At 36.5% G+C, this 12,957-nt stretch carries 12 protein-coding genes; 9 read left to right on the top strand and 3 right to left on the bottom strand.

Features of this window, described 5'->3' with window-relative positions; translation table 11 throughout:
- Positions 1–70 precede the first annotated feature (70 nt).
- The gene (locus tag K3248_RS06070; protein ID WP_220717490.1) at positions 71–1,087 is read right to left on the bottom strand and encodes a polyprenyl synthetase family protein; all 1,017 of its coding nucleotides are present in this window, start codon (positions 1,085–1,087) and stop codon (positions 71–73) included.
- A gap of 265 nt (positions 1,088–1,352) precedes the next feature.
- On the opposite strand from K3248_RS06070, the gene K3248_RS06065 reads away from it, so the two are divergent.
- The 7 genes from K3248_RS06065 (at position 1,353) to K3248_RS06035 (ending at position 8,161) form a co-directional block, all read left to right on the top strand.
- On the top strand, positions 1,353–2,141 hold the full coding sequence (locus tag K3248_RS06065; protein ID WP_220717489.1) for a tRNA1(Val) (adenine(37)-N6)-methyltransferase: 789 nt from the start codon (positions 1,353–1,355) through the stop codon (positions 2,139–2,141).
- Between the two features lie 193 nt (positions 2,142–2,334).
- A complete protein-coding gene (locus K3248_RS06060) occupies positions 2,335–3,183 on the top strand; it encodes a S49 family peptidase (RefSeq protein ID WP_220717488.1) in 849 nt (282 codons plus the stop codon).
- A gap of 221 nt (positions 3,184–3,404) precedes the next feature.
- On the top strand, positions 3,405–4,313 hold the full coding sequence (locus tag K3248_RS06055) for a 4-(cytidine 5'-diphospho)-2-C-methyl-D-erythritol kinase (RefSeq protein WP_220717487.1): 909 nt from the start codon (positions 3,405–3,407) through the stop codon (positions 4,311–4,313).
- Positions 4,314–4,471: 158 nt separating this feature from the next.
- On the top strand, positions 4,472–5,110 hold the full coding sequence (gene rnhB / locus K3248_RS06050) for a ribonuclease HII (RefSeq protein WP_220717486.1): 639 nt from the start codon (positions 4,472–4,474) through the stop codon (positions 5,108–5,110).
- Positions 5,110–6,072, top strand: coding sequence for an L-threonylcarbamoyladenylate synthase (locus K3248_RS06045; RefSeq protein WP_220717485.1), 963 nt, complete (start codon positions 5,110–5,112; stop codon positions 6,070–6,072). The genes rnhB and K3248_RS06045 overlap by 1 nt, the downstream gene beginning before the upstream one ends.
- 2 nt (positions 6,073–6,074) lie before the next feature.
- Positions 6,075–7,484 carry an FAD-binding oxidoreductase gene (locus tag K3248_RS06040; RefSeq protein ID WP_220717516.1) on the top strand — a complete coding sequence of 470 codons (1,410 nt, stop codon included), beginning with the start codon at positions 6,075–6,077 and terminating at the stop codon, positions 7,482–7,484.
- A gap of 149 nt (positions 7,485–7,633) precedes the next feature.
- Positions 7,634–8,161, top strand: a complete 528-nt coding sequence (locus tag K3248_RS06035; RefSeq protein WP_220717484.1) for a DUF6101 family protein — start codon at positions 7,634–7,636, stop codon at positions 8,159–8,161.
- 473 nt (positions 8,162–8,634) lie between these two features.
- Here K3248_RS06035 and purD read toward each other — a convergent pair whose 3' ends face one another.
- The gene (gene purD / locus K3248_RS06030) at positions 8,635–9,927 is read right to left on the bottom strand and encodes a phosphoribosylamine--glycine ligase (RefSeq protein ID WP_220717483.1); all 1,293 of its coding nucleotides are present in this window, start codon (positions 9,925–9,927) and stop codon (positions 8,635–8,637) included.
- Between the two features lie 89 nt (positions 9,928–10,016).
- Between purD and ubiA the strand changes: the two genes are divergently transcribed.
- Complete coding sequence (gene ubiA / locus K3248_RS06025; RefSeq protein ID WP_220717482.1) at positions 10,017–11,021, top strand: 4-hydroxybenzoate octaprenyltransferase; 1,005 nt, start codon at positions 10,017–10,019, stop codon at positions 11,019–11,021.
- A gap of 94 nt (positions 11,022–11,115) precedes the next feature.
- On the opposite strand, the gene pdxH is transcribed toward ubiA, so the two are convergent.
- Complete coding sequence (gene pdxH / locus K3248_RS06020; RefSeq protein ID WP_220717481.1) at positions 11,116–11,739, bottom strand: pyridoxamine 5'-phosphate oxidase; 624 nt, start codon at positions 11,737–11,739, stop codon at positions 11,116–11,118.
- 311 nt (positions 11,740–12,050) lie between these two features.
- Here pdxH and K3248_RS06015 point away from each other — a divergent pair, with 311 nt between their 5' ends.
- Positions 12,051–12,953, top strand: coding sequence for a DnaJ C-terminal domain-containing protein (locus K3248_RS06015; protein WP_220717480.1), 903 nt, complete (start codon positions 12,051–12,053; stop codon positions 12,951–12,953).
- Positions 12,954–12,957: the final 4 nt, after the last annotated feature.

The raw sequence follows: 12,957 nt of genomic DNA, 5'->3' as shown, positions 1-12,957 counted from the left end.
TAATCGATTGTATAATTTATAGATCATATCTGATGACTTTGTGAAATAATACTATGCTTTTTGCAAAGAATTAGTTTACACGCTCAATACAAAAATCGACAGTTTCAACAAGAGCATTATGAGCGAGATTTTTATTTATGGAAGAAAGAGCATCGATAGCACGTTTTCCATAGATGCGTGCTTGTTCTATTGTGTCTACAAGGCCCCCATATTTTTCTATTAAGTGTTGTGCATATGTGAAAGCTTCATCGTTGTTATCGCCATTTTCAAGAGCTTGTTTCCAGAATGCTTTTTCTACCATATTACCACGTGTATATGCGAGAATAACAGGCATGGTGATTTTTCCTTCTCTGAAATCATCTCCTATATTTTTTCCCAAATTTTTAGCAGTACCACCATAATCAAGTGCGTCATCAATTAATTGGAAAGCTAATCCTAACAATGTGCCATATTCACGTAATGCAGAACGCTCTTTATCTTTATAACCAGCAATAATTGGTCCGACCTCAGCAGCTGCTGAAAAAAGAGCAGCTGTTTTTGCATTGATGATTTTAAGGTAGTCTGAAGTGCTCGTTTCTATATTTTTTGCAGCTGAAAGTTGCATAACTTCTCCTTCAGCAATAATTGCAGCAGCGTTTGCTAGGACAGAGAGCGCTTCTATCGAACCAACCTCGACCATCATTTTAAAAGCTTGTCCCAACAAAAAATCACCAACAAGTACACTTGCTTGATTTCCCCAGATTACTCGTGCAGTAGATTTTCCACGTCGTAACTCACTTTCATCAATCACATCATCATGTAACAAAGTTGCTGTATGCATAAATTCAACAGCTGTTGCAAGTTTTACATGTCCATCATTTTGATAATCAAACATATGAGCAGAAGCAAGAGTGATCATTGGGCGTAACCGCTTCCCACCTGATGAAATAAGATGGTTAGAAATTTCAGGAATCATTTCAACCTCTGAGTTTGCCATAGAGAGGATAAATTGATTGACGCGCTTCATATCATTTTGAGTAAGGTTGATGAGAGATTGGAGAGAAGCTTGATTATTCCGTATCTGATGAGATTGTGTGGTTGCACTCAATGTGTTTACTCCTAGAGTATTTTAATAGATATCTATACATTTTATTTGGCTTGGTAGCATAAAGAGAGTTTTGCTCTGACTCAAGCTTTTGGTATTATTTTAAGGTGTAAAGTGTAAAATTTACATAATATTTACAGGGCATGCTTTTAAATCTTGAGCTATATATTGCTGTTATGAAACGCGCTGAAGATTTGCAAAAGCTTTGTTCGGTAAGAAATCAATAAGAAAAGGGTATATTTGAAAATAATAAACGTGAGGCTTTTAAGTGGAGAGAATGACGAATCAGAGTGATGAAACAATTGATCAATTTCATCGCGGGAAGTTTTATTTAGTTCAACCACGTAAATATGGTCACCGTTCTGGTATGGACGCTATGTTATTAGCCAGTTTAATTCCTAAAAATTTTAAGGGCAAGGTCGTTGATTTAGGTGCAGGCGCTGGTGCTGCAGGGTTAGCAGTTGCTTCGCGTTGTTTGGAAACGCATGTAACATTGGTTGAACAATCATCTTTTATGGTATCTTATGCACAAAAAACGCTTTTGCTAAAACAAAATGAGAAACTTGTTGATCGCATTTGCCTATTAGAAGCAGATGTGACACTAAAAGGTAATGCCCGTGTAAAAGCAGGTTTGAGGGATAATAGTTTTGATTTTGCGATTATGAATCCGCCTTTTAATAGTCCTGAAGATCGCAAAACACCAGATAAACAAAAGTCTAAAGCACATGTTATGCCTGAAGAAATGTTTGATAATTGGTTGCGCAGTGCAGCAGCAATTGTTAGGCCAGGAGGATATTTAGGATTAATTGCGCGTCCACAATCATTAAATGATATTTTACGTGCTTTAGAAGGGCGTTTTGGTGGGATCTGTATAATTCCTGTTCATGCACGTGCAAAGACAACAGCAATTCGTATTTTACTTTATGCCAAACGGGGAAGTAGAGCAGCTCTATCTCTATCACCGGCATTGGTTATGCATGAGGGGGAGGGACACGCTTTTTCAACGCGGATTGATGCAATTAATAATGGACATATAAGTTTTTGGGAACTTTTTTAATGATCTCTTGTGTTTTCTAATTTATCATTTAAATTTAAGCTTTACCTTTAATTTTTTTAAAGGAGGTTTTGATTTAGATGACTTTGAGTTTGCATTTATATTTTGAAGTTGTTTTAGCACTTTTGTGTGCAGCTATGCTCTCCTTTTTTATTCACTTGCCTTTTCCCCTAGCATATAAGGAAGTTTTATTTTGATGGACGTTATCAAAAATCTTATTCCCCCTCGTTTTTATTCCAATAAACTGGAAATTCCAGTTGTTCGTCTCCATGGAGCGATTATGGATTCTACAACGCCAATAGCACGTACGCTTTCGTTAAGCCGATGTGCAAGTTCTTTAGAGAAGGCATTTTCTCACAAAAAAGCACCAGTTGTTGCGCTTCTTATTAATTCTCCTGGTGGATCGCCCGTACAATCGCGTTTTATTTTTAAACGTATTCGTGATTTAGCAGAGGAAAAAAAGAAACAGGTTCTTGTATTTATAGAAGATATTGCTGCATCTGGTGGTTATATGATTGCTTGTGCGGGAGATGAAATTTTTGCTGATCCTTCTTCGATTGTTGGTTCTATCGGGGTTGTTTCAGCCTCCTTTGGTTTTCCAGAGCTTTTAAAGAAAGTTGGTATCGAACGACGTGTGTATACAGCAGGAAAAAACAAGGCTGTATTAGATCCTTTTCAACCAGAAAAAAAGGCTGATATCGATCATTTAAAATCTCTACAACTTGAGGTTCATCAAACTTTTATCGATTTGGTTAAAGAGCGACGTACGACAAAGTTATCAGATGATTCAGATATTTTTACAGGAATGTTTTGGAGTGGAAAGAAAGGTGTTGAGCTTGGTTTAATTGATGGATTGAATGATGTACGTTCTGTTATTAAAGAACGGTTTGGTGATGATGCAAAACTTCGACTCATAACCCCGCCAAAAGGTCTTTTGGGTACTAAAACGCCATCAGGAATTAGTGCTCATGCAGCTTATACGGCAGTAGATAGTGCTTTTATGATAGCACAAGAACGAATGCTTTGGCAGCGTTATGGTTTATGATTAAAAGTCTTATTTAGGAAATGGTTATAGAGAAAAAGAAGGCTTAAAATGATACGGGTGAGAGCATCCTGTTTATTTTGTATTGATAGTGCTTTATTCTTGTTATTTAAGAAACGGCTCTAGAAGATGTTATAGGATGTTTATCGTGTAAAAGCTAAGCTAAAGACGGTGAAAAGAAAAATGTTAGTAAAAGATTTTTATAGAGATGAATATTACGTAAAATGATACCGAATGGGTATAATTTATTCAAAAGGCATTCTTATGTATTTACACCTATTAAGTTGAATTTAGCTTTGCATGTTGTGGGGCGGAGGTCTGATGGTTATCATTTAATTGAGAGTTTAGTCTATTTTAGTCTTAATGGTGATTGTTTAAGCTATGCGTCTTGTGAACATGACCGCTTTGTTTTAACGGGTCCATTTGCAAAAGGGCTTGTTTCTGGTTCAGAGAATTTGGTTATTCGCGCGCGTGATTTTATGCGTAAGGCATTTTCTGAAAATGCTAAACCTGCTTTTTTAAAACTTATTAAAACATTACCTGTTGCTTCAGGCATGGGAGGTGGATCAGGAAATGCTGCTGGTGTTATTAGTATATTACGCCAGCGATGGAATCTAAATTATTCTTGTGAGAAATTAGCAGAAATGAGCTTAGTTCTTGGTGCTGATGTACCAATGTGTCTTTTTGCATTGGAATATCAGCAGCCGCTTTTTGTGAAGGGAATTGGCCAAGATATTGTACGGCTCAAAGAAGCGTGTCCTCTTGCAATGGTATTAGTAAATCATGGTCAACCAATTGCAACGAAAGCTGTGTTTAAGGCTTTGGAGACGCACAATCATGCTCCTTTACAAATTAAACCAACAGCCCTAAAAACTGTGGATTCGTTAGTTGAAGCATTACAAGAAACACGTAATGATCTTTTTCCTCCTGCATTAAAAATTGCACCTCAATTAGCTGAAGTATTATCTACGTTAAATAGGTGTGGTTCTCTTTTTTCTCGTATGTCTGGAACGGGAGGAACTTGTTTTGGTATTTTTAAGGATCAACAAGCGGCACAAAAGGCAGCTCTTTTGATCAAATCGATGCACCCACATTGGTTTGTGAAACCCATCATGACTTTAGGAAAGATTTGATAAATTAATATAAAGGTAAAAAGATTTTGTTTTGCAGGGATTTTATATCTATACAAAAATTAAAGAGGGTTCTTTGGGAGCTATTTTTATTGTAGAGCTTGCTGAAAAAGCAGATAGTAAAAATGGATATATTTTATTGTATTGATGATTTATAAAAAATGTTTCATTTACCACTTCAACCAAATTTTTTATGTGAAACGGATTTACAAAATCAAGGATTTCTTCATATCGCAGGTATCGATGAAGTGGGACGTGGTCCTCTTGCAGGACCTGTTGTAACAGCGGCAGTTATTTTAGATAAAAATCATATTCCTGATGGGCTAAATGATTCAAAAAAACTGTCTTCTCTACAACGTCGTAAACTTTATGATGAAATTTTGCAAAGTGCATTAGCAATTTCGGTTGCAAGTCTTTGCGCCCGTACTATCGATGAGTCTAATATTAGAAAAGCGACTTTAGAAGCAATGTATCGCTGTATTACAGGGTTAGCAGTTCCAGCGCATTATGCACTGGTTGATGGGCGTGATCTTCCTTTCCAGTTACCATGTCCAGCAATGGCTTTGATTAAGGGGGATCAACGTTCAGTTTCAATCGCAGCAGCATCTATTATTGCCAAAGTAACGCGTGATCGTATGATGGAATATGCAGGACAAGTTTATAAAGGCTATGGTTTAGAGAAGCATGTAGGCTATGCAACGCGAGCACATCGTGCAGCTCTTGATCAATATGGACCTGTTATGGGATTACATCGTTATAGTTTTGCACCACTTAAAGAGCGTTATAGGAATGATATGTGATGACGATTTTGCCACTCAATAGCACTTCGATAAAAAAAGCAATTGGATTGCTTAAACAGGGAAAATTAGTGGCTTTACCAACAGAAACTGTTTATGGGTTAGCGGGTGATGCAACAAATGGAAGAGCAATATCTTCTATTTTTTTAACAAAGAAGCGTCCTAAATTTAATCCTCTGATTGCTCATGTAAGCAGCATAGTTATGGCGGAACGCTATGTGGAAATTGATTTTCTTTCACGCCAATTAATGGAAGCATTTTGGCCTGGTCCTTTGACATTAATTTTACCTTTAAAAGCGCAGCATAGTATTCATCCTTTAGCCACTTCTGGTTTAAATACATTGGCTGTTCGTTTTCCAGATAGTTGTTTTGCAGAGGTTGTACATGATTTTGGTCGTCCTTTAGTTGCTCCTAGTGCGAATCAATCTGGACGTCTTAGTCCTACTTCAGCTGAAGCTGTTTTTGCATCTTTAGGGGATGGTGTTCCTTTGATTCTTGATGGTGGAAATTCTAAAATAGGGATTGAATCAACAATTATTAAAGTTTGTGGTGAAAGTGTTTATCTTTTGCGTCCTGGAGGAATTGCAGCTGAAGAAATTGAAAAATTTACAGGGAAATTACTAAAACGTATAGATCAATGTTCTGCTATTGAGGCACCTGGTATGTTAAAATCGCATTATGCTCCCAATGCTAGACTTCGTTTGAATGTGCAAAAAGTGGAAAGTGGAGAAGCTCTTTTAGCATTTGGTCAAAAACGCATTATAGGTGTTGAAAATGCTGTTTCTGTTTTAAATCTCAGTGAAAGTGGACAGTTGGAAGAGGCAGCTTTTCATCTATTTCAATATATGAGGGAATTGGATTCATTTAAAGTGAAATCTATAGCTGTAGAACCTATACCATCATACGGATTAGGAGAGGCTATTAATGATCGTCTCACACGTGCTGCGGCTCCAAAGGAGACATGATGATTGAGCAGAAGTTAATTCAAAAATTTACAAAGATTGTTGGCGTTGCGCATGCTATAACAGATCAGGCATTGATTGCACCCTATTTGCTTGAAGAGCGCGGGCTTTTCCATGGAAAAGCAGCATTACTTTTACGACCATCTTCTACAGAAGAAGTATCATCAATTATGCAACTTGCTAGCCAAACACGTACACCAATTGTACCACAGGGGGGAAATACAGGTCTGGTGGGTGGTCAACAACCCGATGAGAGTGGGAGAAGCGTTCTTTTATCCATGGAGCGATTGAACAAGATAAGATGTATGAATCTTGAGGGTAATTTTGCTGTGGTAGAAGCTGGTGTTATCTTACAAGATTTGCATAAAAAAGCAGATAAATTAGATCGTTTTTTTCCTCTTTCTTTGGCTTCGGAAGGTTCTTGTCAGATAGGAGGAAATCTGTCATCAAATGCTGGAGGAACGGCTGTTTTAGCTTATGGCAATATGCGTGAGCTTTGTCTTGGTTTGGAAGTTGTTTTGCCTGATGGTCGTATTTTGGATGATTTGCGTTTTGTAAAGAAAGACAATAGCGGTTATGATTTGAAAAACTTGTTTATTGGTGCTGAAGGCACTTTAGGTGTTATAACAGCAGCAGTTTTGAAGCTTTTTCCAAAACCTAAAGGCAAAGCAGTTGCTTTGGTTGGTTTATATAGCCCAGCTAAGGCTCTTGAATTTTTGTCTCTTGCTCAATGTTATGGGGGAGGGATGTTGACTGGTTTTGAGCTTATGGGAAAACTCAGTTTGAAAATAGCTTTAGATTATCAAGTCTATGAGAGATCTCCCCTTGAACATGAGCATGAATGGTATGTATTGATTGATATTTCATCATTACAGGGGCAGGATGAAGCACTATCAGTACTCAGTATTATTTTAGAAGAATCTTTAAAGGATTCAGTGATAGAAGATGCAGTTGTTGCACAGTCGTTAAAACAGCAAGACTTTTTTTGGAAATTGCGTGAAAGTATATCACCTGCGCAGAGATTAGCGGGAGGGTCCATTAAGCATGATATTGCGGTGCCTATAGCGTCTATTCCTGACTTTATCTCTGAGGCCGCCCATATTGTTGAAGAAATTTCTCCAGGTGCACGGGTTGTTTGTTTTGGCCATATGGGGGATGGAAATTTACATTATAATGTTACACAGCCTGTAGGAGCTGATACTAACACATTTTTGCAGCTATGGTCACAAATGAATCATAGCATTCATAGTTTAGCAATACATTACCAAGGGGCGTTTTCTGCTGAACATGGAATTGGTCAACTCAAGCGTGAAGAACTTTACACTTTCAAGTCATCTGTTGCATTAGATATTATGCAAGGAATGAAGAAACTGCTTGATCCTTTAGGGATTATGAATCCTGGAAAAGTACTATAATTTAGACACGTCAAATTTTGTTACGTATTTTTGTTTAGATTTTAATAACCAAAAAAGAAACCAGTTGTTTTTTATTGAATGTTTTAATAATCCAGTGGGGAAAAGCTGCTAGATGGTATATGTTATTAAGATAAATTGGGACATTATATATGGCTAATCAGTGCTTTAATCAGGCAAAAGCGGTGCTTGAATTTCGGTTAGATCCGTACCATTTGCCACAAACAATAACATATTATTCATCAAAAACGGGAAATAAAATAATTTGTTCGTTAAATGAACGCGGTGTTTTTTTTAAAACAGAGTTTCCTGCGAGTATATCACATTTAATGCCATCTTATCATTTTAAAGGAATTGCAGCACGTGCTGTAAAAACATGTTCGGGAGAAAGAGCGGTTGCATTAGAGTTATTTCACGCAGATAAAGAAGCATGCATTCCACTTTTAGTTTCTAGAGATTTGAATAATGTTCTTTTAGATTGGCGGTTATGGGCGGATATTTATGGGCTTCCTATGCTTATGATCAATGAAGATAATCGTATCGTAGTGGTCAAAGATCGTGCTAATTTACGTCGCCTTTTTTGTAAGACGTTGCATTCTAAACAAAAGCGTTTTTTACTTCGTTATAGAAATCCGTTGGGGTTACGTTTAATGATAGCAAATGAGATTGCATTACAGTAATTGATGTCATTTATTTTTCCATTGTATTTTTATATGTGTGCATTTTTTTGCATTCTACAAAGTGATTTTTCTAAAAAGTCAGTTCTCAGTTTTCATGACAATAGAGATATTTTACTGATGAATGGAGATTTAGATTTTACAATATTATAAAACTATTGTTGGAAGACTGGAAATAAGGTTGTTACGTAAAAGTAATGACAGTACAGAGCACTTTTTTCAAATTTAAGAAGCGAAAGTAATTTAAAAAAATACGCAAAGCGAATAAGTTTTAAAAAACACAAAAAACAATAAAATCATTTGTAAATATAGTTTATATGCAAGAAAATTTTTATATAATCGGCATCAATACCTTATTTAAATTTAGAATGTTTTCATTTTAATGAAAATACAAGAATCTTTCTAAAATTGTAGCTAATAAAAAATAATGAGAAAATTTAAGCATCATTGTGTATCCTATTTATAGATAAAATGATTCAATAAGGTTTTAAAATTTTATTTTCTCGTGCAATTGCTCGCCATCCAATATCACGGCGAACAAAACCTTCTGGCCAATCAATACAATCGACAGCTTCATAGGCGCGTTTTTGTGCCTGTGTAATGGTTTCTCCTATTGCGGTAATATTTAAAACGCGTCCACCATTTGCAATGAGCTTTCCATTGCGTAATAGAGTACCCGCTTGAAAAACTTTTACATGAGGAAGAGTCTTTATCGCATCAAGATTACGGATGAGAGTCCCTTTTTGAGGAGCATCGGGGTAACCTTTGGCAGCCATAACAACAGTCAAAGCAGTTTTTTTAGACCATTGAAGATTTTTTTGTTCAAGATTTCCTTGGGCTGCTGCAAGAAGTATTGGAAGAATATCATCTTTAAGACGCATCATTAAAACCTGACATTCAGGATCACCGAATCGTACATTAAATTCAATGAGCTCAGGTCCTTTTTGGGTTATCATCAGTCCGACAAAGAGAATACCTTTAAAAGGAGCTCCCATTGCGTTCATGCTATGTAAAGTTGGTTCAACAATTTCTTTAAGAGTACGATGAATCATTTCTTGGGTCATGATTGGAGCTGGCGAATAAGCTCCCATACCACCAGTGTTTGCTCCAGTATCACCATCCCCTACACGTTTATGATCTTGAGCAGATCCAAAGGGAAGAGCGATTTTACCGTCACAAAGACAAAAGAAGCTTGCTTCTTCACCTTCAAGAAAAGATTCTACAACGATTTTTTTGTCTGTATTACTACATGTATTTTTGAAACAGTTATCAACTGCGTTAAACGCTTCTTCTAGGGTTTTTGCAACAACAACACCTTTACCGGCAGCCAAGCCATCAACTTTAATAACAATGGGTACACCTTGTTGACGAATGTATGCTTTAGCTTCTGCGGAATCATTAAAGCATTGGTAAGCTCCTGTAGGAATGTTATTTTTACGGCATAAATCCTTTGTAAAGGCTTTTGAACCTTCTAACTGAGCAGCTTTTTGAGTTGGTCCAAATACACAGATATTAGCGCTATTGAGGGAATCTGTTATCCCCGCAACAAGTGGGGCTTCAGGGCCAACAATGACAAGATCAATGGCATGTGTTTTACAAAAGTCAATGACGAGAGAATGATCATTAATATCTAAATTAATATTTTTACCAAATTCTGTTGTTGCAGGATTTCCTGGAGCACAATATAATTTTGTGAGTAGTGGCGATGCTGCTATTTTCCACGCTAAAGCATGTTCTCGTCCGCCTGAACCAATAAGAAGAATTTTCATTGCTTGCTCCTATTGTAGAAGATGATTAATTTAGTCATTCTCATAAGAATGAAATGTCTCTATCGCAAGACTAAAGGTGAAATTATTTTATGAAAAAAAGTAAAGATACTGCCTATATTCAATCCTGTGAGAGTCAGGGACGGGTTATGGATGCATCTTCCAAACAATGGGTCTATAATTTTCTTCCTTGTTCTTTGTGGTTTTACGCTCAATTAGCACGTTGGGATCGTCCTATTGGATGGCAGTTATTAATGTGGCCTTGCTTCTGGTCAACAACAATGGCTTTTATCTCTTTTGAGATGCATCAATTTTCACTTTTATCGATGTTGCTGCATTGGTTTTGGTATCTCTTTCTTTTCTTTATAGGTTCTATAGCAATGCGAGGTGCAGGGTGTACGTGGAACGATATTATTGATCATAAAATTGATTCTCAGGTAGAAAGAACACGTTCTCGTCCACTTCCAACAGGCCATGTGAGTCGATTTCAAGCAAAAGTCTTTATATTGGCGCAATGTTTGGTAGGTTTAGGGGTGTTAACACAATTTAATAGGTTTAGTTTTTTTCTAGGTATCTCTTCATTAGTAGCAGTTGCAATATACCCTTTTATGAAACGTATAACATATTGGCCGCAATTTTTTTTAGGAATTGCATTTAATTGGGGAGCATTAATGGGGTGGGCTGCTGTATATGGAAATTTAAGTTGGGCACCAATCTTACTTTATGTAGGATCAATTTTGTGGACAATAGGATATGATACAATTTATGCGCATCAGGATAAGGAGGATGATGCTACAGTTGGTGTACGCTCTACGGCGCTCCTCTTTGGTAAAGAGACTAAACGTGCTTTGGTATTTTTATATGGTGGTTTTATAATCTTCGTAAGTTTTGCATTTTATTTGGCACAAGTTCCTATCCTTAGCTTTTTAGGACTTTTTGTCGCAAGTATTCATATGTTCATTCAAATTAAAATTATTGATATAGATGATAGCACACAATGTCTTAAGCTTTTCAAATCTAATTCATTTATTGGCTTTGTGACTTTTGCTGGTTTGGTATGCGGTGGTATATGGAGGATAGTTTACCCTATAATTTAGGAATAAAAAGATTAAACATCATATATTATCTTTATTTAATAAGGCGTTTTTTTATCATTGTATAAAAAATATTCATACTTTAAGGTTTGAGGAATTAGGGATAAAGCTTTTGACTTTGCCAATCATCATGTTCAATAGAATCACGTGTAAAGAGCAGGCGATCATGTAAACGGAACGGGCGATCACGCCAAAATTCAATGGAAAGAGGTTTCACACGAAATCCTGACCAATAAGGTGGACGGGGAATATTACCTACTGCATAGCGTGTAGTATAATGAGCAATTGCTTTTTCAAGAACAAAACGACTTTCTAATGGTTGAGATTGTTTGGATGCCCATGCACCAATTCGACTCCCACGTGGTCGTGATTGGAAATATGCATCCGCTTCCTGAGCACTGACTTGTTCGACAAGTCCTCTAATTCTAATTTGACGGCGGAGTGATTTCCAATGAAAACCTAAGGATGCTTTCATTGATTTTAAAATTTCTCGTCCTTTGCAACTCTCATAGTTAGTGTAAAAAACAAATCCTTGGGGGCTATAGTCTTTGAGAAGAACCATACGAACATTAGGACATCCTGTTTCATCAACTGTTGCTAAGGCCATAGCATTGGGATCATTTATCTCGCTTATTGTTGCTTCTTTAAGCCACTCCTCGAAAAGTACAAAAGGCTTTTCTATTTGTATAAACGCATTATCTGTTGGTATTTTATTACTCATAGTATCTCCACATATTAGTGAGCATGAGTGAGTCCTTTTTTAATAAGGTCGTTGAGAAGTTAAAGTGCTATGTTATTCTTATTTCAAAAAATCAACATCGTCATGTATTTTTATGGTGTTTTAATCATTTTTGTCTTTAGCAAAAAGTGCAATGCATTATATTCAATAAAATATCTATGTTTCTCTGGTATTTTCTGCTCTTTATAAACATATAAAGAGAGAGCTAGTTACTCTCTAGAGTAAATGAATAAGACTGTGAGGGATGTTAAACAACAGATCAGTTAATATTTTAAAAATGAAAAGAGGACAATATGCGTGATCCTTACACAATTTTGGGTGTGGCACGTACCGCAAAACCGCAAGAGATTAAATCAGCATTTAGAAAATTAGCAAAGAAGTATCATCCAGATCACAATAAAGATGATGCAAAGGCTAAAGAAAAGTTTTCTGAAATTAATCAAGCTTATGAAATTATAGGGGATAAAAATAAAAAGGCACAATTTGATCGCGGTGAAATTGATATGGAAGGAAAACCATTTTATCAAACCTATGGTACTGGTGAAAACTTTAGCAATAAACATAATCCTTTTTCAGGAGGAGCAAAAGGATTTGATTTTAGTTCTTCCGGTAGTGGAGGTTTTGATGCAAATGATATCTTTCGTGATTTATTTGGGGGAGGTGGAAGGTTTTCGAGTTCTGCACAATATAGTCGACCTCAACAAGGAGCCCATGTTCGTGTCAATCTTACAATAACGTTGGAGCAGATGGTCGGTGCTGAAAAGGTAGAAGTTGTTTTTCCTAATGGAAAAAAGCTAAAGATTAAGCTTCCAGATTATGTTGAAGATGGACAAACTATCCGTTTAAAAGGTCAAGGAGAAGAGGTCGCTTATGGGCAAGCAGGAGATGCATTAGTAACTATTCAGATAAAAAAACATCCTCGTTTGCGGGTCGAAGGTAGGGCACTTCATCTTGATTTACCAGTTCCTCTTAAGCATGCTGTTTTAGGGGCTAAAGAAGAAGTTGAAACTTTAGAAGGACGTGTGGTTTTAACTATTCCTGCTTGGTCAAGTTCTGATCGTATTTTGCGATTGAAAGGGAAAGGTCTTCGTTTAAAAAATGGTGTAAGAGACGATTTTTATGTGCATGTGCGTATTATGTTACCAGAAGGTGGCGATAGTGCATTAGAACAGTTTTTACAAATGCAAAAAGGTTAATTTT

This window comes from Bartonella raoultii (assembly GCF_019659805.1).
Taxonomy (GTDB): Bacteria; Pseudomonadota; Alphaproteobacteria; order Rhizobiales; family Rhizobiaceae; genus Bartonella; species Bartonella raoultii.
Note: the sequence above shows the minus strand (reverse complement) of the source record. Positions and strands in the feature narration are given on the sequence as shown.